The sequence below is a fragment of the Streptomyces aureoversilis genome (assembly GCF_042657885.1).
In the GTDB taxonomy this organism is placed as follows: domain Bacteria; phylum Actinomycetota; class Actinomycetes; order Streptomycetales; family Streptomycetaceae; genus Streptomyces; species Streptomyces aureoversilis.
In genome coordinates this window covers 1-23,530 of sequence record NZ_JBHSKJ010000023.1, presented here as the reverse complement: position 1 = coordinate 23,530, position 23,530 = coordinate 1, and the positions used below count along the sequence as shown (strand labels likewise).

Sequence of the window (23,530 nt, the reverse complement as noted above, 5' to 3'; positions counted from 1 at the left end):
TGCGCTATGCCTCTCGGGTCGCCTCCTCCATGATGAGGTTCCGCATTCTCACATATTCACCGTCGGCCCAGTCTTCATCGTCGAAATAAGCTTCCCAGAAACCTGGCACGCTCCAAACTGCAGGCCGGAGAAACAGAGTCCCCTCATTCGCTTCAGCTGACCAGGACCGAGAAACAGTCGGAGAAGTGACAGAAAATCCGCGAGCGTCGAACAGCGCAGGGGCCGAACCATCCATCGGATCGATTCGATAGTAGTTCTTCCCTTCGAACCTGGCGTAGACCTCAAGTACGCAATAGTCTTCACCGCTTCGCAGAGGGCTTACATTAACCCCGCCATCGCGGATTACTCTTACGAGCATCTACTGCTTCCTCCGGTTCATGACGACCTTGTAGTCCGAATCATATGCCACCGCACCAGTCTTCTCATTGTAGTAGTAATGGACCTGGAAGTCGCCATACGGACTCTGATGCGTTCGCGTGCTGTACTTACCCCAGTCATCCATAGACCCTCCAATCCCCTTAAGGTGGTCAACGACGTACCGGTTACGGAGCTCAACCCCTGGGATAACCATCGTCGATTCAGATATGACCTGCGGAGTCAATTTCCCTTCAGGAGTAAAGACCGAGCCGGACGACTCACGACGCAGCTCCTCGATCAGGCGCTGCCCACCCACACCTCCCGACACGATGTTTTCGTTGACATCCTTGCCAACCTTCCCTAGCTCATTGAGGGTGGGGTAGTCCTTCTTCTTCTGAGGTTTCTTGGCGCAAGCGTCCGGGGCCAAGCCCAATGGGTCACTCACCACGTGAGGAGTGGCCACGTAACCGTGATGATTCGGACCGGGCATCAAGCCGAGCGGATCAGCCGTGAGGTAACCAGCGACCTCCGGGTCGTAATACCGGAAGTAGTTGTAATTCAAACCCGTTTCGGGGTCGTGATACTGGCCCGGGAAACGGAGGGGGCAGTCCACACTCTCCTGCCCTGCGGGACCCGGGAGGCGGGTGCCCCAGAGGGTGGTGCGGGGTTGCCAGGCCAGGTCTCCGGACGGGGTGATCAGCTCCATCGGGGTGCCGATCGCGTCCGTGATCACGGCGTGGAAGCGGGTGCCGAAGTCGCGTTCCGCCGTGTCGGCGAATTCCGATATCAGGGACTTGCCCGCCGACCGGACCAGACGCGTGTGGTCCGTCTGCGTCAGAGGCCGGTGGGTTCCGGGCGCGTAGTCCCAGGTGGTCACTCTGCCGTCGGCGGTCGACTGTTCAGCGAGGCGCGTGCCGTCCCAGGAGAAGAGCGTTTCCTCAGCCGACTCGGCATCGGCCAGGACTCGGCACTTCGATATTCGGCGGCCCAGCGGGTCGTACGCGTACTGCCAGCGCTCCCCCTCGGGTGTCGCCGCTTCCCGGAGGCGGTCCTCCGCATCCCAGGTGTACGTCCACGTGCGCGTCTGGCCGTTGAGGAGCTTGCGGGTCTTGCGGGTGAGGCGGCCCTGGGCGTCGTGTTCGTACACCGTGCGCCCCGCGCGGCGGATCAGGGTGCCTTCGAAGTCGCGCTGGCCAGCGGCGGCGTGTGCCGGTGCCTCGGCGTTCGTGACGTTGCCGGCGCCGTCGTAGGCGTACCGCTCCGTCCAGCCGTGGGCGCTGACCGTCGTGACGCGGCCGGTCGGCGTGAGGTCGAAGCGGCGGGTGCCGGAGGTGAGTTCGCGGATCTCGGTGAGGTAGCCGTCCTCGCGGTAGGCGTACTCGCGGTGCTGCAGGAGGCGCTCGGCGCCCCGGATCACCTGGGTCGTGAGGCGGTCGCTGACGTCCCACTCCTGGGTGAGCACCGTGCCCTCGCCCAGACGGCGCCCCGTCTCGCGGCCGGCCGCGTCATGGGTGAACGTCAGCTCGCCCGCGTCGCCGCGGAGCACCGTCGGGCGGCCCGCCGCGTCGTACGTCCATTCCGAGGTGAGCCCGGACGGGGTCACGCGGCTGGTGCGGCGGCCCAGTTCGTCGTACGTGTACGTCGTCGTCCTGCCGCTCACCGTCTCGGACAGGACGCGGCCCAGTTCATCCCGCTCGTAGACGATCTCCGCGTCCGCGTTCACCGCCCGCAGCAGGCTGCCCGCCGCGTCGTAGGCGAACGTCGTCGCCGCATCGGCGCCGTCCGCGCGCTGTTCCGTCGCGCGGCCCAACAGGTCGCGGGTGAAGTGCACCGCTTCCCCCGCGCCGTTCGTACGGGCGGCGAGTTCGCCCGCCGCGTCGTGTGCGTACGTCAGAGTGCGGCCGTTGAAGTCCGTCTCGGACGTGACGCGGCCGGCGGAGTCGTAGGCGTAGGACCACGTCAGGCCCTGCGGGTTCGTCACACCCGTCAGGCGCAGCTCGGTGTCGTACGCGAAGGCGTACGTCGTGCCGTCGGGGTCCGTGCGGGACGCGGGGAGGTCGAAGTGGCCCGCGGCGTGACGAGTGGTGTTGCCTGCGGGGTCGGTGTGGGCGAGGAGGTTGCCTTCGCCGTCCCAGGTCCAGGTCTCGGCGGTACCGTCGGGATGCTCGCGGCGGCTCGGCCGCCCCTCCGGCGTCCACATCATGCGCGTGACGCGGCCCAGCGGGTCCGTGACCTCGGCGACGCGCCCGAAGGGGTCGCGCCGGACCGTCGTCCGGTGGCCGAGCGGGTCGGTGAGGGTGACGGGGAGCCCGGCCGCGTCACAGGCGACGTGAGAGGTGTGGTCGAGGGCATCGGTCACCGCGGACAGATGGCCCAGCTCGTCGTAGCCGTAGCGCGTCTCGGCACCCGCCGGGTCCGTGGTGGCGAGGAGGTTGCCGCGGGCGTCGTACGCGTGGCGCCACGTCGCGCCGCCCGGTTCCGTGATCTCCGTGGGCCTGCACAGGTCGTTGTAGCTCGCCGAGGCCGTCGAGCCGTCCGGCAGGGTGACCCGGGCGAGGTTGCCCGCCTCGTCGTACGCGTAGCGGGTGGTGCGGCCCAGCGGGTCCGTCACCGAGAGGCGGCTCGTGGCCGTGGCGTCCCAGGTGGTGACGGTCGTGTGGCCGAGCGCGTCCGTCTCCTCCGTGACGAGGGCGTCGGCGTTGTAGCGGTAGGTGCGCTCGTGCCCCAGGGAGTCCGTGACCGTCGTCGTACGAGTCGCGGCCTCGTACGACAACGAGCCCGAGAGGAAGCCGTCGGTGCCGTCCGTGCGGACCACGCGCCCGTCCGCGTCGTACGTGTAGCCGTACGACGTGCCGTTGCGGTCGGTCCACGAGGTTATTCGGCCCTCTGCGTCGTACGTGAAACGCAGGGGCTTCCCGCTGGAATTGGTGACCTCCGTCAGGTTGCCCGCGTCGTCGTAGCCGTACTGGATGAGGACGGTGCCGCGGCCGGGGGCGTGGGCCGGCTCGTACGGGGACGGGGGCTCGTCGAGGAGGCGCAGGCCTGTGACGCGGGCTCCCGCCGCCCCGACGACGGCCGTCTCGACGGCCACGTAGTAGCCGCCCGAGTGACGGATCGCGGTGGGCGTGCCGGTGGCCGTGCGCTCGATGTCGATGCGCGCGCCGTTGCGGTCCTCCACGCACTCCAGCGGCAGTTGGAGGATCCCCGGCTCCTCGGTCGGGGCCACGCCGCCGAAGGTACGGATGACGCCGGCCTGCGGGTCGGTGATGGTCATCAGGCCGCCGGGCCTGCCGTCCCAGGTCAGGGGCCAGCGCGGGCCTTTGACCGGGAGCACGGGCTCGCCCGGGGCAGGTACCGGATAGACCAGTCGCGTGCCGTCGGCCGCCGCGTAGACGACGCCGCCGGCGTCGATCTGGACTCGTTCGTCGAAGGTGGAGGCCCAGGTCGGGCCGAACCAGGCGCCCGCGCGGTACGAGGAGAGGTGGGTGCGACCGATGACGAGGGGCAGGGAGCCGGGCAGGGTGACGTCCGTGGCCGGCAGGAGCATGGCGCCGGTGGCGACGTCGATGGGGTCCAGGGCGCACTCGATGTTGGCCGGGAGGCGGGCGGCCTGGGCGAGTTCGACGTCCAGCGGGCGGATCCCGGTGAAGAGGTTGCGGTAGCCGCCCGCGGCACCGGCGTTCTTCGCGATGCTGCCGAAACCGCCGAACATGCCGCCGTAGAGCATGCCGTTGTTGGCCGCGGCGCCCGCCTCGGTCAGGTTGATGCCGTCCTGGCGGCCCTGTGCGATCTTGATGGGCTGGGCGACCGCCAGGTTGACCGTGACCGACTCCAGACCGCCGAACGCCGCCGCGGCCAGCGTCACGCCCGCCACTTCCGCCACCGTCGTGGACACGACGATGCCGAGCGCGGCGCCCGCTTCCACGATCGCGGTCGCTGCGCCGGCGGCCGGGCCTGCGAGCGCTCCGCCGGTCGCCACGGCGATGGTGACGGCCGCTCCCAGGACGACGAGATCCTCAATGATCTTGTCCCAGAGGTCGTCCATCGCCTTGTCGATGGCTTTGGCGAGCTTCTCCAGCCCGTCCGCCATCTTCTTCGCCGATTCGGCGAGGTCGTGCAGCCAGCCGTCCTGCGAGCCCTTGGCGTAGCGGTGCCAGAAGACCTCGAAGGCCTCGATCGCCTCGCCCTTGTTGTTGTGGATGAGGGAGGTGGCCTGGTTGTTGACCGGGGTGCGGATCGCTTCGACCTTGCCCGCGAACGTACGCCAGGCCTTGGCCGCCTTACGGAGCTTGTCCGCGTCGCCATCGGGCCAGTACAGGCCCATGTAGTCGATGAGGAAGTTCTGGACCTTGTGCTTGACGCTCACTTACCGGCCTTACCGGAGCCGCCGCCCTGGGAGCCCTGGGAGTCCTGGGAGCCCTGGGAGCCCTGGACGCCCTTCTTCGAGAACATCCCGGCGATCAGCTTGTCGTTCTCTACGTGGCCGTCGGACATGTCGACCATCGCCTCGTGAATGCTCGCGAGTCCGGCGACCAGGATCTTCGTCGCGTTCTCGACCTTCGTACGGGCAGGCTTGTACGACTCCCCGAAGGCCTTGCCCTGATCGTCGGCTCCCCACGGCGCACCGAGGCCGTCGAGCGTCGTGGTCAGCTCCGACAACGCTTCGCGCAGCTTGCCGCTGTGCTCGCTGAACACCGGGGCCGCGGACTTCAGGTCCGCGGTCCTGATGTCCAGGATCTTGCCGTCGCCACTGCCCGGGCCGCCGCCCATCGCTGCCTCCCCCACCGAGGTACCGCCCGCCCACGGTCGCGGTCGCGGTCGCGGTCACTCAGGCGTCATCCATCGCCTGGTATCACCGAGGCCACATAATCGCACGCTGATTCGGCGAATGCGATTTCGACACTCCGTCGGGGTGCTTGCCCGGACGCCTCGTCACAGCCTGTTGGCACAGGGGGATTTGGGGCGCGCTTACGGGCGCCCGCTCGTAGGCGCCGCGTGGCGTTGGCGGCGAAGCCTGAGCCCACGACCCCGGCGGGCGTCGCAATGGTGCCCAGGCCACGAACCTCACTAAGGTCGACGCACGGCGTTGCGGCGGCGGGTGAGGAGGATCGGGGTGGTGATGGCCGCGCCCACCAGGACGGCTGCCCCGGCGCCGAGGGCGATCCATTTTGCTGGGCTGCCGTTGCCGCCGCCGCTCGCTGCTTCGCTAACCGCCGACTCCTTCGGGACGCTCTCGGCGGCGGACTTGGCGTCGTCGTCCTTCGGGTCTTGCGCCGGGGCCGGCCCCGGCAGGGGGTTCACGTCGGCCGGGCCGGGATCGCCCGGGTCCTTGAGGGCGATGCGGGGGCGGACGGCGCCGTAGCCGACGTAGTCGTTGCGCTTTTCAGCCGTGCCGGTGCCGCCGGCGGTGTTGATGAGGACGCGGGTTACCTGGTTGGCGGTCCAGTTGGGGTGGACGGACCAGATTAGGGCGGCGGAGGCGGCGGCGAGGGCCGAGGCGTCACTGGTGCCGTCACTCTGACAGGTGCCGGTACGGCCTGGGCAGGCTGCGATCATGCCCACGCCTGGTGCCGCGAGGTCGACTTGGGGTCCGTGCTGAGACCACTTCGCGGAAGCACCCTCCTGATCGAGTGCAGCCACGCCGATGACACCGGGTGTAGCGGATGGGTACTCCACCGCATTTCCCTTGTCGCCGGTGTTGCCGACCGAGGCGAAGATCATCTTCCCCCTGCTCAGAGCGTAGGCGATGGCCTTCTCTTCTTCCGCGCTCCGCCCCGGGCTGCCTCGCGAGATGTTGATGATCCTGGCATCCGAGTCCGCTGCATAGCGGAGCGCTTCGACCATCGCCATCGAGTCCTCATGGAAGTTCTTCCCATCCACACGGATAGGGAGGATCTTCGCTCCGGGGGCAAGGCCGTAAGCCCCAAGATCACCTCCTCTCTTTCCTGTCCCGGCGATGAGGGCAGCCATTCCTGTGCCGTGACCTCTGGGGTCTGTATGGGCGTCACCCGACTCACCCGAGAGGTTCTTCCCTTCGAGTACCTGCCCTTGCAAATCAGGCAGGCTGGCATCCACCCCCGAGTCGATCACGGCCACCGTGACCCCTGCGCCGGTACTGGTCTCCCACATATCCTCCGCATGCATGGCGTCCAGATGCCACTGATGGGAGCGAATGGTCTCGGCATGGGCCGGTGAGGCCGAGGCAACGACCAGCGAGGCGAAGACGGCGACTGCCGTTCCCACCCATGCCCCGCGTACGGCACGGGCACTATGCATCTGGATGTCCTCTATTCGATGACCGGCGGCACAACACGCTTGCCGTCCTGGTTCCAGGTCTCCTCATCCTCGACAAGGTAGTCGGGACGTCGACCGCCAGACCGTCGCTCCGAAGCGGCGGCACTCACACCCGCCGCGGGCATGAACCCGCCCATCATGCCGGACCTTACGGAGGCGCTACCGCGGCTCTCCCCCGGGGCACCGCCACGGACCAGCCCCGTACCCCCCGGGGTGAAAGCCGTACCGCCGCCTCTGCCCGGGCCTTGTCCCGGACGGCCCCCGACGACTCCACCAGGCTCCGTTGCCCTGACCCGGCCAACTCCGGCTCCGGGGCCGCTGGTCGCAGGCCCGGGCACGCCTCCGAAGCTTGCGCCTGGAGCCAGGGAAGGCCGAGTCTGCCCCTGTCGCTGGGACGGCTCCGTGCCGAAGGCCGGAACCCGTCCAGGGTTCTGTGTCGGCATAGACGGCCCGCGCGGCGTGGGGCGGCCGCCGACGATGCCGTCGCGTGGCGTGTTCGGCACTCGGGTGCTCGGGCGACGACTGGCGCCAGTCTCCGGGCCCGGTCCTGGGATCCTGGGTGTCGGCTGTGCCCCTCTATCAGGGATCGGCCCTCCAGGTCGGCGACCTGGATCGGGGCCTCGGCCAGTCCCCGACCAACTGGGCAGGGGGATGTGCGGCACAGGAGTCTGCGGCTTCGGAGCATCCGGCGGGGTTACAGGGAGCCGGTCCGGCTGTGGAACCACCATGCGGTGTGGCGTATCAACGCCACCGGAGAGGTCGAGGGCCGGCCTCCGAACGACTCGTTCGGCAGGTCTGGACGGCGTCGATACGTCGCCAGCCGAGACATCGGCCGACGTGCCACCCCCGTAGCCTGCTGATGAGCCTCCCTCAGTTCCACCAAACGACGGCGAGTCGGAGCCGCCAGACAGCCCGAAGTCGCGGACCTGGTCCCGTTCATCACCCTTTTTCGGCATCACCTTTTCCGGCATAGGCCGAAAATTAGGCCTATCCGCCCGCAAAAGCTGCGTCCCCGACTGGTCGTACGACTCCGCCAGCGCCTTCATCAACGCTGCCGCTGCCTTGTGATTGCTTTCGAGCCGCTCCTGGGCGTTGTACGCCTCGACCTGTGTGGGGCCGCCCACGGGATCGTGAGGGATGCCCGGGGCCAACGGCGAGGGGACGGTCTTCGTCGGGAACGGGGCGCTCTTCAGCCACGCATCGACCGTGGCCCTGTCCTCGGGCGAGTACTTCGGCATCCGCCTCGCGCTGCCCAGGTCCGTGGACGCGTAGCCCATCCACTCGTTGACCTTCTTGACGTAATCGCCGAGCTTGATCGTCTCATTGGCCATGGAGTAGCCCCACCTGCGGAACGCCTCGCCGGCTTCGCCCGACCAGACGACGCCCTCCATGTGCTTCTTGAGGTCGTCCCCGAGCTTCTTGATGGCCTGGGACGCGCCGTTGAGCTGGAGGCCGATGGCGATGACCCGGTGCTGGTCCGCGTGCTCGACCATCGCCTGGAGCTTCTCGTGCGGGATTTCGTAGAAGTCCTCGGCGGGTGCGCATACCGGCGGGAAGCGGGGGTCCTTGGCGCTTCTGGTCACGGCTCGGTCGGTCATGAGTGCTGTGCTTCCTTCCCGCCTTTAGAAGTGACTTTTCCCGTTGGGTTCGCTGTTGCCGCGCAGATCCGTACGGCCCCCCGTCCGCGACGTGTGCGGCTGCGCAGGCCCGGGATCCGGGTCCGGGTCCGGGTCCAGCTTCGGGTCGTACTGGCGCTGCATCCGCTCGTGGATCGCCCAGAGCTTCTCCCGCTCCTCCGCGTCCGTGTTGGCGTAGCCCGAATGGGCATCCAGGACAGCGGAACTCAGCGCTTGGATCTGGTCGTTGAGGAGGTTGGCCAGCGTCACCAAGTCGTTGTGGACGTCGCGGTAGACACCGAAGAGGGCCTCTGCCGCGTGGAAGCCCTGACCCAGGTGGGCCTGGGTCAGGGCGGTGTCGGCGACCTTTCCCGGTGCGCCGTCGGATTCGTCGAGCGTCCTCAGGAGCTCGTCCACCCTGCCCTTGAACTTTTTCAGGGAGGCCAGTTCGGCGGCCAGGCCGCCCTTCGGGCCCTGGCCTGCTCCCCCCGGAGCTGCGTACTCGGTCACGTGCGCCTCGCCACTGCTTTCCCCACCCGCCAACCGCCCGCCGTCACATGTAACTTCACGCTACACAGTAACGCCGGGCAGTGACACGCACGTACCCAGTGGGGCGGTCAGCCGGACGTCGCCACCGCCGCCTGCGGCCGGATCGGCAGCCGGTTGACCGGCCGCCCCGTGGCCGCGCGCACCGCCGAGGCCACCGCGGCCGGGGACGTCACCACCGGTACCGCGCTGATCGCCTTGGCCCCGAAAGGAGCAACGACGTCGCGCTCCTCGACCAGCTTCACGATGTGGACGTCCGGGGTGTCCAGCGACGTCGGGAGGGCGTAACCCGTGAAGTCCGGGCGGCGGACCATTCCCCCCGCCGTGCGGAGGTTCTCCGTCAGGGCCGCGCCCACGCCCTGGGTGATGCCCGCCTCGATGCGGGCGCGGGCCTGCTTCGGGTTGAGGATTCGGCCCACGTCCTGGGCCACTGCCATTTCCACCACCCGCACCGCGCCCAGTTCCACGTCGACGTCGACCACCGCGCGCACCGCGCAGAAGGCCATGCCCACGAACGCGTCGCCCTGGCCCGATTCGTCGAGCGGCTCGGTGGGGTGGGGGCGGCACTGGGCCGTGGCCCAGAGTTCCTTGCCTTCCAGGGCCTCGGCGACCGTGATGCTCAGGACCCCGTCGTACGACGTGATCTTGCCGTCGGCGATGGTCAGCAGCTCCGCCGACATGCCGAACTGCGCGGCGAGCGGCTGCAGCAGCTGCGTCCGGACCATCCGCGCCGCGCGCTCGACCGCGCCGCCCGACACCCACGTGTGGCGGCTGTGCGCGCCGGGGCCGGACGGGGGCTGGTCGGTGTCGACGGGGGCGACGTAGACCTCGTCCAGGCCCAGGACCTCCTGGACGATCTGGCGGGCGAGGGTCGAGAAGCCCTGGCCCGTTTCGACCGCCGCGCAGATGACCGTGGCCACCGGGCCCGTCACCTTGACCGTGGCCGTCGAGACCTCGTCCGCGCCCTCCGCGCCCAGCATGTGCACCATGCCCAGCCCGTAGCCGACGCCGCGCCGCACCGCGCCGGCCTCGCCCGCGCCGCCGGGGCCGCCGGGCAGCACCCACTCCTCCTCGGGGTCGTCCGAGGGGAGGGCGGGCAGCGGGTAGTCGCGGACGGCGCGCAGGAGCTCGGCGACGGGCGCGGGGCAGGTGACCGTCTGGCCGGTGGGCAGCAGGTCGCCGGTCGCCAGTACGTTGCGCAGGCGCAGCTCGGCCGGGTCCAGGCCCAGGCGTGCCGCGAGCTTGTCCATCTGGCCCTCGTACGCGGCGCACACCTGCATGGCGCCCTCGCCGCGCATGTGGCCGGACGGCGGGTTGTTGGTGCGGACGGCCCAGCCCTCGACGAAGGCGTGCGGCACGACGTACGGGCCGCAGGCGAAGGCCACGGCGGCGGCCAGCGCGTCGGAGGAGGTGTCGGCGTAGGCGCCCGCGTCCAGGAGGATCTGCGCCTCGACCTTCACCAGCTTGCCGTCGGCGTCCGCGTGGTGGCGGTAGCGCAGCAGCGTGGGGTGGCGGTGCGGGTGGCCGAGGAAGGACTCCTCGCGGGTGGCGACGAGCTTGACGGGGTGGCCGGTGCGCAGCGCGAGCAGGCCCAGCGGCAGCTGCATGCCGGGGTCCTCGCGGTCGCCCATCGCCCCGGGCACGCCGGTGACGACGACCTTCACGCGCTCGGGCTCCAGGCCGAAGCAGGCGGCGGCCAGGTCGCGGTCGGCGTGCGGGTCCGTCGACGCGGTGTAGATCTCGACGCCGCCGTCGGGGCGCGGCACGGCGAGGCCGGCCTCGGCGCCGATGGGCGCGGGGTCCTGGCGGCCGATCCGGTAGAGGCCCTCGACGATCACTTCGCCGACCGCGTCGGGGTCGCCGAAGCGCAGCGGGATGTGGCGGATCAGATTGCCGTCGGGGTGCAGCGGCTCGGCGGAGAAGGCCTGCTCGGGGTCGGTGACGGGCTCCAGCACCTCGTACTCGACGGCGATGGCCGCCGCGGCGAGCCGCGCGGTGTCGGGGTGGTCGGCGGCGACGGCGGCGATCGGCTCGCCGTGGTGGCGCACGATGCCGGACGCGAAGACCGGGCGGTCGGCGATCTTGCGGCCGTGGGCGGCGTCGCCGGGCACGTCCGCGTGCGTCACGACGGCGCGGACGCCCGGCATCCGGGCGGCCTCACTGGTGTCGATCGACAGGATGCGGGCGTGCGGGTGCGGGGAGCGCAGGAGCGCGGCCCACAGCAGGCCCTCGGCCCACAGGTCGGCCGCGTACGGGTAGATGCCCTGGGTCTTGGCCTCCGCGTCGGCCGGGGTGAGGGAGGCGCCGATGCCGCGCTGCGGTTCGGCTGGGCCGCCGGGCGAGGCGAGCAGAGGGACGGCGGTGGCCGTGGCGGCACCTTCGGCCGCGCCCGCCATTCCCGTCATTCCGCCCATTCCGCCGCTTCCCGTCATGCCGTCGTCGCCTTTCCGCTGCCCCCGCCGTGCGGGCCCGCCTGGTGCGGGATACGGGCCTGGTCCGCATCCGGCTGCACCTCGTGCTGCTGCGCTTCCGCGTCCTGAAGCTCCTGCGCCGCGGCCGCCTCGCGCTCGCCGACGACCTGCCGGACCGCGTCCAGCACGCCCCGGTAGCCCGAGCAGCGGCAGAGGTTGCCGCAGATGGCCTGGCGGGTCTCCCTCTCGGTCGGGGCGTGGTTGCCCTCGAGGAGGTCGTGCATGGTCATCGCCATGCCGGGCACGCAGAAGCCGCACTGCACGGCGCCGCACTCGGCGAGCGCCCGCTGCACGTCGGACGGCCGGCCGTCGACGGCCAGGCCCTCGACCGTACGGACCTCCGCGCCGGCCGCAGTGGCCGCCGGGACGAGGCAGGACGCGACGAGCCGCCCGTCGACCTGGACCGAGCAGGCCCCGCACTCGCCCTGCGAGCAGCCGTCCTTGGCCCCGGCGAGGCCGAGGCGCTCGCGCAGGACGTACAGCAGGGACTCGCCGATCCAGGCGTCGGTCACGGGCCGGTCGGTGCCGTTGACGCGCAGGACGTAGGACGTGCAGGGGTGCTCGTTGTGCGGGACGCCGAGGGGGTCGAGGGGGTCGAGGGGATCGGAAAGGTCGAGGGGGTGACCCGTGGACCCGAGAGGATCGCCGGTGGACCCGAGGGGATCGCCGGCGCCGAGCGTGTCGTGCGCCGGGACGCCGGGGCCGGGGATGGCGTGTTCCGGAATACCGGCACCCGGATCGGCGTCGGCACCGGGCGCGTCCTGCTCGTGCTCGGGGCCGTCGGCGGGCGCGGCGGACGGCATCGGCGCCTCATCCGCCACGACGTCAGCCGCTTCGACGTCAGCCGCTACGGCATCGGCCGCATCCGACGGTCCCTGCGGCGGCCCCTGCGGCGGTACGAACTGCTCGGGCAGCGTCGGCCGGGCGTGCGGCCCGGCCGGGCCCGGGTGGGCGAACGACTCGGCGTGCACCGCCTGCTGCGCCGGCTGCAGGTGCGGCGCGGGCTGCTGCTCCTGCTCCTGCCCCTGCCCCTGCTCGGTCCCGGAACCCTCCGGCTCCGCCGCGGACGACGGCTCCTCGGAGGCGGCGGAGGAGACGGCCGCGACAGGCGGCTCGTTCTCCGTCCCGGCCGTCCCGGCTCCGCCCGGATTATCGCCCGTACCGGTGACGTCGCTGACGTACGCCGGCACGGTGAACGTGCTCGTCGCGTCCACGGCCGGAGGCTCGCCGGGCAGGGCGGAAGCGGAATTCTCCGCGCCCGTGCCGGGGAAACCGTCCCGCGCGTACTCGCTGGACGTGTCCGCCGTATCCGCCCCATCCGCCGCGTCCTCGGGCAGAACCGGAACCGACCACTGGCCGGTGTCGGGGCCCACGACGGGCGTACCCGCCGCCGGGGTGGCCGCGGCCAGCGACTGGCGCCAGGAGTCGTCGACGGGCTGCGCCGACCAAGGAGCCTGCGGCGCCGCGGGCGCCTCCGGGGCGCCACTGCGGACGAGGTACTCACCGGACTCGTCGACGGGGTCGTCGCCCGCGGCCGGCACGGACCACTGGCCCGTCGAGCCGGGCCCGGGCGCCGGCCACTCCGCCGTGGCGTGCGGGTCGGCACCACCGTCGTGGAGTGAGTGGAGGGCGCCGTCGTGAAGCGTGCCGTCGTGAAGCGTGCCGTCGTGGAGGGTGCTGTCATGGTGACCGCCCTCGTGAGCACCACCCTCGTGAGCACCACCGTCGTGAAGCCCGGCGTCATGCACACCGGCGTCGTGCATGCCCCCGTCGTGCAGACCGCCGTCGTACAGACCACCGTCGTGCAGACCGCCGTCATGGAGGCCACCACCGTGGGCACCCCCGACGTGCACACCCTCGCCGTACGTCTCACCGTAGGCCGCGTCAGGCACCCCACCATGGCCACCACCATGGCCACCACCATGGGCACCACCGTGCGCACCGTGGACCCCGCCATGGGCCTCAGAAGTCTCGGACACCGGCTCGTAGCCGCCCTGATGGGCACCCGCGTCCCCATGCCCCTGCCCCTGCCCGTGCCCGTAAGCCCCGGGCACCCCCCACTGCCCCTGCGCCCCCGCAGCAGCCGCCGCAGGCGCCTGCTGCCAGGAGTCGGCGGAGGGCGGGGTGTAGCCGCCCGAGCCGGCCGCGGCCAGCGGGTCCCAGGCGCCGGTGCCGTTCATGGCCGCGCCCGGATGCGCGAGGAGCTCCGGGGGCAGCTGCAGGAACGTGGTGCCCTCGTCGTACTCCCCGCCGCGCGGGATCGGCTGCCAGCCGACCGGGCCGGCGGCGTGGGCCTGTCGCTGTTCGTCACTCACGCGAGTGCCCTCCCCAGTGCTCGGCGGGCCAGAGTCGCCACCGTACGACGCAAGTGCAGCGCGGCGGGCGGCAGGGCGCCCGGCTCCCCGCCGTCGGGAGCGGGCGCGGGGTCCGGGATGCAGGCCGCGGCGACGTAGTCGCCGAAGGCGGCGCACGCCTCGGGGGCGAGCGTGCGCTCGCCGTCCCAGTCGATGAGGGAGGCGACCCAGCGCTCGGCGTCGAGCGGGCGCAGCGGCATGGGCGCGACGGCGCCGACCGCGCAGCGCACGCCCCGCCGGGCGGGGTCGAGGACGACGGCGACGGACGCGGTGGCGCGGCCCGGGCCGGTGCGTCCGGTGGCCTTGAGGAAGGTCTGCGGGGCGTGCAGCAGGGGCACGCGGACGTAGCCGATGAGCTCGCCGGGGGCGAGCATCTCGTAGCCCGTCAGGAGGTGGCCGACGGGGATCTCGCGGCGGCTGCCGCCGGGGCCCGCGATGACGAGGGTGGCTTCGAGGGCGGCGAGGACGGGCAGGGCGTCACCGGTCGGCGCGGCGGAGGCGATGTTGCCGCCGAGGGTGCCGGCGTTGCGGATCTGGGGCGGGCCGGCGGCGCGGGCGGCGGCGGCGAGCGCCGGGATGAGGGCCGCGAAGTCGGGGCGGCCCATCCGGGCGTGGGTGAGGCCGGCGCCGAGCAGGGCGTGGCCGTCCTGGTACTGCCAACCGCGGATCTCGCTGATGCGGCCCAGGCCGACGAGCCCGGCGGGCCGCAGCAGCCCGGAGTTGACGGCGGCCATCAGATCGGTGCCACCCGCGACGGGCACGGCCGCGGGCATGGCGGCCAGCGCCGCCACGGCCTCGTCGAGCGAGCCCGGCAGCGTCACCGTGTGCGCTGCCTGCGGTGCGTGCGTGGTCAACCCAGCTGCCCCTTCCCCGGTGGTCCCGGCTGTCCGGCCTGATCCCGCCGTACGATCCCGCCGTACGGTACGTCCTCACGGCCCGGACGTGGCAACTCTGGCACATCTTCGGACTCCGCCGTCGCGAGGGTCCACGAACCGCCGATCCGTCCCCGGCAATGCGAATGGTCCGATTTCCGGGAGTGTCCCCGCTGTGTACGGATTGCCATTTTAGGGGGCCTTTTTACGACTTACGGCAGTGTGTGAAGGACTACCGTGCCAGCCGTCCGGCGCAACGGCGCGCAGCTTGGCCGTGGCTCACACGATCGGGGGCGCACCCTCGATCGGGCGTCCGAGGACGCCGGGGCGGCGCTGCCAGGGCCTGGGGCCGCCGGGCGGCCGGTAGTCCACGCCCAGGGCGTCGAGGCGGGCGTAATGGGCGGTCATACGGCGTTCGAAGGCGGGGTAGTCGCGCTCGGCGGGCGCGGGCAGGTCCGACCACACGGCCTCGGCGAAGGCGGCCAGGCGCGGGAAGGCCTGGTAGTCGACGCGCTGCTGGTTCTCCGTCACCTCGCTCCAGAGGTTGGCCTGGGCGCCCAGGACGCGGGCGGCCTCGGCGCCGGTGAGGCCGGGCGGCACGGGTTCGAAGCGGTAGACGTCCTCCAGAGTGCGGACGTAGCCGATGGGTACGGGCTCGTCGGCACCGGGCGCCTGCCGGTGGTCGAGGTACACGTGCTGTTCGGGGCACATGACGACGTCGTGCCCGGCCCGCGCGGCGGCGACGCCCCCCGCGTAGCCCCGCCAGGAGGAGACGGTGGCGCCCTCGGCCAGGCCGCCTTCGAGGATCTCGTCCCACCCGGCGAGGCGCCGGCCGCGCTCGGCGAGCCAGCGGTCGAAGTGCCGCACGAACCAGCTCTGCAACTCGTCCTCGTCCGCCAGCCCCAGCTCCCGGATCCGGGCCTGCGCGGCCGGCGACGCCTTCCACTGGTCCTTGGGGCACTCGTCGCCGCCGATGTGCACGAACGTCGACGGGAAGAGGCCGAGGACCTCGGTGAGCACGTCCTCGTAGAAGGCGAGGGTGGCGTCGGAGGGGGCGAGGACGTTCGGGCTGACGCCCCACGTGTCCCACACCGTCAGGGCGGCGGTGTCGACGACGTCGGTGTTGCCCAGCCCGGGATACGCGGCGATGGCGGCCTGCGAATGTCCCGGGATGTCGATCTCCGGGACGACGGTGATGTGCCGCTCGGCCGCGTACGCGACGATCTCGCGGATGTCGTCCTGCGTGTAGTAGCCGCCGTGCGGCCGCTCGTCCCACAGCGGTGAGGCCCGGTGCCCGGCCTTGGTGCGCGGTCGCCAGGCGCCCACCTCCGTCAGCCGGGGGTGGCGCAGGATCTCGATGCGCCAGCCCTGGTCGTCCGTCAGGTGCAGGTGCAGCACGTTGAGCTTGTGCGCGGCGAGGAGGTCGAGGTAGCGCAGCACGCCGTCCTTGGGGAGGAAGTGGCGGGCGACGTCGAGGAGAACGCCGCGCCAGGCGAAGCGCGGGGCGTCCTCGACGACGACCGCGGGGAGCTCCCACCGCCGCCCCGGCGCGACCGGCGCCCGCCGGAACGCTTCCGGCCCCAGCAGCTGACGGAAGGTCTGCGCCCCGCGGAACACCCCGGCCTCGCCCGCCCCGGCGATCTCGACGAGGCCGCCGTCGACCACGATGCGGTGGGCCTCGGGGCCGCCCTGCTCGCCGAGCTCGGGCAGGACGCGCAGCAGGATGCGGTTGTCGCTGCCACTGCCACTGCCGGTGTGCGGGGCCAGGGGCAGCCCCGTGGCGGCGCCGACGGTCGCGCGCATCCAGCAGGCGACGCCCCGGGTTCCGGGCTGCGCGTCGATCCCGGTCTCCTCGTCGAGCACGAAGCCCGCGCCGCCGCCGGGCGGCGTGGGACGGATCCGGCGCGGAGCCGGGATCAGGTGGGTGCCGAAGTCGTCCATGGGGTCAGTCCTTCACCGCTCCGCCGAGGCCCGACACGAGCCTCCGCTGTACGAGTACGAAGAAGACGAGCACCGGGACGGTCATGACGGTCGACGCCGCCATGATGCCGCCCCAGTCGTTGCCCTCGTCCTTGAAGAAGACGAGGAGCGCCATCGGCAGGGTGGAGTTCTCCGTGGCGCTGACGATGAAGGACTTCGCGAAGAGGAAGTCGTTCCACGTCGAGATGAAGGAGAAGACGCTCGTCGCGACGAGCCCGGGGAAGACCAAGGGGAAGAGGATCTGCCACAGGAAGCGGGAGCGGCTCGCGCCGTCCAGACAGGCCGCCTCCTCCAGCGCCTCCGGCACGGCCCGGACGAATCCGCGCAGCATCCAGATCGCGAAGGGCAGCGAGAAGGCGATGTGGGGCAGGATCAGCGAACCGAGGGTGTTGAGGCCGATGCCGGGGACGGTCTGCCCGGCGTCGCGCAGGAGGAAGAACAGCGGGATGGTGAGGGCCTCGACCGGCACCATCTGGGCGATGAGGAACATGACGAGCAGCGTCGTCCGGAACCGGAAGCGGAATCGGGTGACGGCGGTCGCGGCGAGGAAGGCGACGACCGCGGAGACCACGACGACGGTTCCCGCGACGAGCAGGCTGTTGAGGAAGTAGCGCGCGAAGTCCTGCTGGCCGAAGACGCGGCGGAAGGCGTCCAGGGAGGGCTCCGCCGTCCAGGGGCGGGGCCGCTCCGACTGCACTTCGCCCGCCGGTTTCACCGCGGACAGGACCATCCAGTAGAGCGGGAAGGCCACCACGGCGGCGGTCAGCAGGGCGGCGGCCTCGGCGGCGAGGCGCCACGGGCGGCGGATGCGGGGGAAACGGGGGAAACGGGGGATGCGGGGGAAACGGACGCCGGCGGAACGGGGAAAGCTCATATCTCCTCCCCCTGGCGCCTGAGCAGCCGCAGGTATCCGAGCGTGACGGCGAGCAGGATCAGCAGCATGACGACTCCGATGGCCGAGCCGAGGCTGTACTGCGAGGAGGCGAACGCCTTCTGGTAGGCGTAGACGTTCAGGGTCAGGTTCTGCCCGGCGACCCCGCCTCCGTTGGTCATCACGTAGATCTGGGTGAAGACCTTGAAGTCCCAGATGACCGACTGGATGGTGACGACGACGAGGATCGGCCTGAGCATCGGCGCCGTGACCCCGCGCCAGATGCGCCACTGCGAGGCGCCGTCCAGGGCGGCCGCCTCCAGGACCTCGCGGGGGACGGCCCGGATGCCCGCGTAGACGGTCACCATGACGAAGGGGAACGAGCACCAGACGACTTCGAGGAGGACGAGCGCGAAGGCGCTGTAGCGGTCGTACGTCCACGCGTAGCCCTCGAAGCCGGACAGGCCGAGCCACGTGAGCGCCTTGTCGACGGGCCCGAAGTCGGGGTCGAAGAGGAAGAGCCAGACCGTCGAGCCGGTGACGGCGGGCGTGGCCCACGCGCCGAGCGCGGCGGCCATCAGGGCGAGGCGGGGCAGGGCGCGCACGCGAGTGAGGAGCACGGCCAGCGCGCAGCCGACGGCGAGGGTGGAGAGCACGCACGCGGCCGCGAAGAGGACGGTGGTGACGAGCACCTCCCGGAACTGGGGGTCCCCGAAGAGCGCCGCGTAGTTGCCGAAGCCCTGGAAGGAGGTGGGCCTGCCGCCGCTGACCTGCGCCTGGGTGTACTCCAGGAAGGAGATGAGGCCGAGCTCGTAGACGGGGTAGACCAGCAGTCCGCCGATGAGGACGAGGGCGGGGGCGAGGTAGAGCCAGGGCGTCCACCTGCTGGGGGTGCGGGTCGCTCCGGCGCGGGCGGGCTTGTCGTGTGGACGCATCGTTCAGCCTGCCGCCTTGAACGCGGCGTTCATCTTCTTCGCCGCGGCCGACGCCGCGGCGTCCACGCTCCTGCGGCCGCTCACGATCTCCTGGAGCATCGTCGGCAGGACCTGCCCGGCGTCGATGGCGGCCCAGGCGGGGGTCACGGGCACGAAGGCGGCGCCTGCCGTGAGCGTCTTCACGAAGGGTTCGACGAAGGGCTGTCTGCGGGCGGCTTCCCGGCGCACGTCCGTGTAGGTGGGCAGGAAGCCCATGGCGTCGAAGAGCTCGGACTGGGTGCGCTTGCCGGTGAGGGTGCGCATCAGGGCGACGGCGAGCGTGCGGCGGGAACTGCGCTTGAGGACACCGAGGTTGTTCCCGCCCGCGAAGGCGGGGGCGATGCTGCCTTCTTCGGCACCGGGCAGCGGGACGACCGCGTACTTGCCCCGGACCTTGCCGTTCTCGACGGCCCGGTGGCTGAAGTCGCCGCCGATGGCCATGGCGGCCTTGCCCGAGGCGAAGGCCTCGACGGTGGCGTTCCCGCCCATCTGCGCGCACTTGGCCGGCGGGCAGTTGTGGTCGCCGAACAGGCCGGTGTACGCGGCGATGCCCTTCTTCGCGTCCTCGCGGTCGACCGCGGCGGTGTACTTCCTTCCCTTCTGCTGCGCGAGCGCGCCGCCGTTGGCCCACAGGAAGGGCAGGGCCCCGTACGTGTACGCGCCGCCGACCACGAGCCCGTACATCCCGGGCCGCTCCCGGTGGACGCGGCGCGCGGTCTCCGCGAGCTCCGCCTGGCTGCGCGGCGGCCGGAGGCCGAGCTCGCGGAAGACGTCGGTGCGGTAGTAGAGGGCGCGCACGCCGACGAAGAGCGGGGCGCCGTAGACCTTGCCGTCGACGGTCACCGAGCGGCGGGCGGCGGGGTCGGTGTCCTTCGCCTCGGGCCAGGCGGCGAAGTCGGCGGTCACGTCGGCCAGTCCGCCGTCGCGCACGTAGCCGGCGGTGTCGGTGTTGCCGTACTCGATGACGTCCGGGGCGCTCGCGGGGTCGTTGAAGGCGGCCTTGATCCGCTGGGCGCGCGTCTCGACGGGGATGTAGGTGACGTCGACGGAGACGCCGCGGTGTTCCCGGGTGAAGCCGGCGACGGCCTTGTCGACGACGGCGGCCTTGGGCTTGTTGTCGACCTCCCGGAAGAGCCAGACGCGCAGCCGTCCCGTGCTGTCGTCGCCGCGGGCGCCGCCGACGGAGGTGGAGGGCGCGCAGGCCGTCAGGGCGACGGCGGCCGCTGTCAGGGCCGCCCAGGCGGATAAGCGACGGCCGGACGGCGTCATGGGGTCCCCTCCCGCGTGGCGTTGCAACATACGCAATGGGCGTTTCGCTCAGCACAACTGGCAGGAGAGTAGAGGCGTGCCATGGCCCGGACAAGAGGTCTCCACCACTCCGTGATCCGCAAAAGCACCCTGCGCAACGCGCACGCTCTCGGGGCGAGCCGTCCCTCACGCTCCCGGCCGCACACGCACACGGCCCCCGGGACGCGCCTCAGCGCATCCCGGGGGCCGGGAAAGATCCGGTGGTGCCGGCGGTGCCGGCGGCGGGGGGCCGGGCCCTACTTCTTGTCGCCGCCCTTGCCGCCCTTGTCCTTGTCCCCGCCGGCGCCCATGCCGTCGAAGATCTCCTTGCACATCGGACAGACCGGGTACTTCTTCGGGTCGCGGCCCGGGACCCAGACCTTGCCGCAGAGGGCGACGACCGGAGAACCGGAGAGCGCGCTCTCCATGATCTTGTCCTTCTGGACGTAATGGGCGTAGCGCTCGTGGTCGCCGTCGCCGTGCGACACCTGCGGCGTCGGCTCTACGAGGGTGCCGGTCCCTGCCCCGCGCTCGGGCTCAAGAGTGCTCATGGTCTCCAAGGGTACTGGGGGACACCGCCGGGGACCGATCCCCGGTCCGCTCGTTTCCCGCCCGGCTCGCACCCGGCCGTACCCCGGTCGCAGGCCCGCGGAGCCGGCCGCGCTGCTCCCCCGCCCGGAGGACGCCCTGCGCGCACCCGTACGGGCGCGCGGGGTCAGTTCAGGCTCGGGTCGTCCGGATACGTGGCGACCATCGCCAGTTCGTTGCGCTGGCGGCGCAGCACCGCGCGCCACAGCTGCGACGGGTCGGGCGACGACACGTCCCCCGGCTCGGACTCGACCACGTACCACGCGCCCTCCACCAGCTCGTCCTCCAGCTGGCCGGGGCCCCAGCCGGCATAGCCGGCGAAGATCCGCAGCGAGCCGAGGGCGGCCGCGAGCAGCTCCGGCGGGGCCTCCAGGTCGACGAGGCCGATCGCGCCGTGGACGCGGCGCCAGCCGAGCGGGCCGTCGCCGACGACGGCGGAGGCGCCCGCCTTGTCGCTCCCCTCCCCCGGCACCACGGCCACGCCCAGCGCCGAGTCGAGCGAGACGGGCCCGCCCTGGAAGACCACGCCCGGCTCCCCGGCCAGCGCGGCCCAGGACTCCAGGATGTCGCCCACCCCGACGGGGGTCGGGCGGTTCAGGATCACTCCGAGGGAACCCTCCTCGTCGTGGTCGAGCAGCAGCACCACCGCGCGGTCGAAATTCGGGTCAGCGAGCGCCGGTGTCGCGACAAGCAGTCGTCCTGTGAGCGAGGACACCTCGGACATGGGCACATGATCCCGCATTTCGGGCCCGCGCGGGGGGTGGACGCCCACTCCGGCAAGAAAGGGGCGGCCCCCGGCGCCTCGCCGATAACCGGTAGCGACCATTCCATTAACGGAGCGTGTTGTTGCAAAGCCATGACGTGCCCGGAGCCCCCTCAGGCATGCAGGGCGGCCCCCTCGTCGCATTACCCTTTCTTCTTGCCCCCTGCCCAACTCCAGGAACGCGAGATCCATGACCGGCCCTGACGATGTCCTGCTTGTCCACGGCGGTACCCCGCTCGAGGGCGAGATCCGTGTCCGCGGCGCGAAGAACCTCGTGCCCAAGGCCATGGTCGCCGCGCTGCTCGGACACGGTCCCAGCCGGCTGCGCAACGTCCCCGACATCCGCGACGTACGCGTCGTGCGCGGACTGCTGCAGCTGCACGGTGTGACCGTCCGCCCCGGCGACGAGCCCGGCGAGCTGGTCCTCGACCCCACGTACGTGGAGAGCGCCAACGTCGCGGACATCGACGCGCACGCCGGCTCCTCGCGCATCCCGATCCTGCTGTGCGGCCCGCTGCTGCACCGCCTCGGCCACGCCTTCATCCCCGGCCTGGGCGGCTGCGACATCGGCGGCCGGCCGATCGACTTCCACTTCGAGGTGCTCCGCCAGTTCGGCGCGACCATCGAGAAGCGCGAGGGCGGCCAGTACCTGGAGGCCCCGCAGCGGCTGCGCGGCTGCAAGATCCGCCTGCCCTACCCCTCGGTCGGCGCGACCGAGCAGGTGCTGCTGACCGCCGTCCTGGCGGAGGGCGTCACCGAGCTGTCCAACGCGGCCGTGGAGCCGGAGATCGAGGACCTCATCTGCGTGCTGCAGAAGATGGGCGCGATCATCGCCATGGACACCGACCGGACCATCCGGATCACCGGTGTCGACAAGCTCGGCGGCTACAACCACCGCGCGCTCTCCGACCGCCTCGAGGCCGCCTCCTGGGCGTCCGCGGCGCTGGCCACCGGGGGCAACATCTACGTGCGCGGCGCCCAGCAGCGCTCGATGATGACCTTCCTCAACACCTACCGCAAGGTCGGCGGCGCCTTCGAGATCGACGACGAGGGCATCCGCTTCTGGCACCCGGGCGGCTCGCTCAACGCCATCGCGCTGGAGACGGACGTCCACCCCGGCTTCCAGACCGACTGGCAGCAGCCGCTGGTCGTGGCCCTGACGCAGGCCTCGGGCCTGTCGATCGTCCACGAGACGGTGTACGAGTCGCGCCTCGGTTTCACCTCGGCGCTGAACCAGATGGGTGCTCACATCCAGCTGTACCGCGAGTGCCTGGGCGGTTCCGCCTGCCGCTTCGGCCAGCGCAACTTCCTCCACTCGGCGGTCGTCTCCGGCCCCACGAAGCTGCAGGGCTCCGACATGGTCGTCCCCGACCTGCGCGGCGGCTTCTCGTACCTGATCGCGGCCCTGGCCGCGGAGGGCACCTCGCGGGTCCACGGCATCGACCTGATCAACCGCGGCTACGAGAACTTCATGCAGAAGCTGAAGGACCTGGGCGCGAACGTGGAGATGCCCGGCGGCAACGCCGGCGCCTGAGCCCCACCCGGGCCCCCGGCTGGGGGTCCGGGGGCGTGACCCGGCGGCACCGGCGCCTGAGTGCAGCCGTTCTGACGGGCCGTAAGCGCCTGTACGAGCCATTCAAGGCCCGTACAGGCGCTTTCGTGCATCCGGGTGGCCGTACGCCGTCCACGGGCCTTGCAGGGGCCGTAGAAGCCCGGGAAAAGCCCGAAGGGCGGTCACCCCGGCCCGGGGTGACCGCCCTTCCAGCGCTGAGCGCAGCGCTGAAGGCCTTACTTGCCCTTGGCGGCTTCCTTGAGCTTGGAGCCCGCGGAGACCTTCACGCTGTAACCGGCAGCGATCTGGATCGGCTCACCCGTCTGCGGGTTGCGAGCGGTCCGAGCGGCACGGTGGGTGCGCTCGAAGGTCAGGAAGCCGGGGATGGTGACCTTCTCGTCGCCCTTGGCGACGACCTCGCCGACGGTCTCGGCGAGCGCGGCCAGAACGGCGTCGGCGTCCTTGCGGGTCACCTCGGCGCGGTCGGCCAGCGCGGCCACCAGCTCACTGCGGTTCATGTTGTACTCCCGTGTTCTTCTTGCCAATGAGGCGTGAGATCGAAGCCGATGCTGCCAGGGCCCTCGGACAGTCCCCGGACCCGGGTCCGTTGCCAGACCCTCGCGCCCGGTTACGCATCCTGCCCCCACCAGTGGCGGGAAAGCCAATCCGGCACCCTGGAGAGTCACACGGAAAGCGGCACAGCCTCGGATACAGCCGCATTTCTGCGGCCTGATTTCTGCCCGACACCTTAGGGGCAGGTCGCGGGCCCGCGGGCCCGCGACGCGCCGTCATCAGACGGTCGTGGTGCCCGTCACAGCCGCACCGGCGGCCTTCGCGGCCTCGCGGACGGCGCCCGCGACCGCCCCGGCGACCTTGTCGTTGAAGACGCTGGGGATGATGTAGTTCGCGTTGAGCTCGTCCTCGGCGACGACGTCGGCGAGGGCGCGGGCGGCGGCGAGCATCATGTCGGTGTTGACCGTGCGGGACTGTGCGTCGAGGAGGCCG

General features: G+C 71.4%; 16 protein-coding genes and 1 pseudogene. 2 read left to right on the top strand and 15 right to left on the bottom strand.

Features of this window, described 5'->3' with window-relative positions; all coding sequences use genetic code 11:
• Positions 1-358 precede the first annotated feature (358 nt).
• The 3 genes from ACFPP6_RS30730 to mycP form a co-directional block, all read right to left on the bottom strand.
• Positions 359-4,723, bottom strand: coding sequence for a DUF6531 domain-containing protein (locus ACFPP6_RS30730; protein ID WP_382049385.1), 4,365 nt, complete (start codon positions 4,721-4,723; stop codon positions 359-361).
• Entirely contained in the window at positions 4,720-5,127 is a 408-nt protein-coding gene (locus ACFPP6_RS30725; RefSeq protein ID WP_382049383.1) for a WXG100 family type VII secretion target, read from the bottom strand. The genes ACFPP6_RS30730 and ACFPP6_RS30725 overlap by 4 nt, the downstream gene beginning before the upstream one ends.
• 297 nt (positions 5,128-5,424) lie before the next feature.
• Entirely contained in the window at positions 5,425-6,600 is a 1,176-nt protein-coding gene (gene mycP, locus ACFPP6_RS30720; RefSeq protein ID WP_382049381.1) for a type VII secretion-associated serine protease mycosin, read from the bottom strand.
• Positions 6,601-7,788: 1,188 nt separating this feature from the next.
• Between mycP and ACFPP6_RS30715 the strand changes: the two genes are divergently transcribed.
• Positions 7,789-7,923 carry a hypothetical protein gene (locus tag ACFPP6_RS30715; protein WP_275477371.1) on the top strand — a complete coding sequence of 45 codons (135 nt, stop codon included), beginning with the start codon at positions 7,789-7,791 and terminating at the stop codon, positions 7,921-7,923.
• Between the two features lie 350 nt (positions 7,924-8,273).
• On the opposite strand, the gene ACFPP6_RS30710 is transcribed toward ACFPP6_RS30715, so the two are convergent.
• The 10 genes from ACFPP6_RS30710 to ACFPP6_RS30665 all read right to left on the bottom strand — a co-directional run bounded on the left by ACFPP6_RS30710 (position 8,274) and on the right by ACFPP6_RS30665 (position 20,934).
• The gene (locus tag ACFPP6_RS30710; protein WP_382049379.1) at positions 8,274-8,777 is read right to left on the bottom strand and encodes a hypothetical protein; all 504 of its coding nucleotides are present in this window, start codon (positions 8,775-8,777) and stop codon (positions 8,274-8,276) included.
• A gap of 107 nt (positions 8,778-8,884) precedes the next feature.
• Entirely contained in the window at positions 8,885-11,209 is a 2,325-nt protein-coding gene (locus tag ACFPP6_RS30705) for a xanthine dehydrogenase family protein molybdopterin-binding subunit (protein WP_382049546.1), read from the bottom strand.
• 32 nt (positions 11,210-11,241) lie between these two features.
• Positions 11,242-13,599, bottom strand: coding sequence for a (2Fe-2S)-binding protein (locus ACFPP6_RS30700; protein WP_382049377.1), 2,358 nt, complete (start codon positions 13,597-13,599; stop codon positions 11,242-11,244).
• Positions 13,596-14,492 carry an FAD binding domain-containing protein gene (locus tag ACFPP6_RS30695; RefSeq protein WP_382049375.1) on the bottom strand — a complete coding sequence of 299 codons (897 nt, stop codon included), beginning with the start codon at positions 14,490-14,492 and terminating at the stop codon, positions 13,596-13,598. The genes ACFPP6_RS30700 and ACFPP6_RS30695 overlap by 4 nt, the downstream gene beginning before the upstream one ends.
• A 297-nt stretch (positions 14,493-14,789) precedes the next feature.
• A complete protein-coding gene (locus ACFPP6_RS30690) occupies positions 14,790-16,451 on the bottom strand; it encodes a beta-N-acetylhexosaminidase (protein WP_382049373.1) in 1,662 nt (553 codons plus the stop codon).
• Positions 16,452-16,455: 4 nt separating this feature from the next.
• Entirely contained in the window at positions 16,456-17,364 is a 909-nt protein-coding gene (locus ACFPP6_RS30685; protein ID WP_382049372.1) for a carbohydrate ABC transporter permease, read from the bottom strand.
• Positions 17,361-18,296 carry a carbohydrate ABC transporter permease gene (locus tag ACFPP6_RS30680; protein WP_382049370.1) on the bottom strand — a complete coding sequence of 312 codons (936 nt, stop codon included), beginning with the start codon at positions 18,294-18,296 and terminating at the stop codon, positions 17,361-17,363. Before ACFPP6_RS30680 ends, ACFPP6_RS30685 begins: the two co-directional genes overlap by 4 nt.
• 3 nt (positions 18,297-18,299) lie before the next feature.
• Positions 18,300-19,604 (bottom strand): extracellular solute-binding protein, encoded by a 1,305-nt coding sequence (locus ACFPP6_RS30675; RefSeq protein WP_382049368.1) that lies wholly within the window; start codon positions 19,602-19,604, stop codon positions 18,300-18,302.
• Between the two features lie 275 nt (positions 19,605-19,879).
• A complete protein-coding gene (locus ACFPP6_RS30670; protein ID WP_078660579.1) occupies positions 19,880-20,173 on the bottom strand; it encodes a DUF3039 domain-containing protein in 294 nt (97 codons plus the stop codon).
• A 164-nt stretch (positions 20,174-20,337) separates the two neighbouring features.
• Entirely contained in the window at positions 20,338-20,934 is a 597-nt protein-coding gene (locus tag ACFPP6_RS30665) for a YqgE/AlgH family protein (RefSeq protein WP_382049366.1), read from the bottom strand.
• 229 nt (positions 20,935-21,163) lie between these two features.
• On the opposite strand from ACFPP6_RS30665, the gene murA reads away from it, so the two are divergent.
• Positions 21,164-22,507: a UDP-N-acetylglucosamine 1-carboxyvinyltransferase gene (murA, locus tag ACFPP6_RS30660; protein ID WP_382049364.1), complete on the top strand. Its 1,344-nt coding sequence runs from the start codon at positions 21,164-21,166 to the stop codon at positions 22,505-22,507.
• A gap of 254 nt (positions 22,508-22,761) precedes the next feature.
• Here the strand turns inward: murA and ACFPP6_RS30655 are convergent, their stop codons facing one another.
• The gene (locus ACFPP6_RS30655; RefSeq protein ID WP_004951951.1) at positions 22,762-23,043 is read right to left on the bottom strand and encodes an HU family DNA-binding protein; all 282 of its coding nucleotides are present in this window, start codon (positions 23,041-23,043) and stop codon (positions 22,762-22,764) included.
• 273 nt (positions 23,044-23,316) lie between these two features.
• A pseudogene (locus ACFPP6_RS30650) lies at positions 23,317-23,530 on the bottom strand (NAD-dependent malic enzyme); the annotation flags it as partial.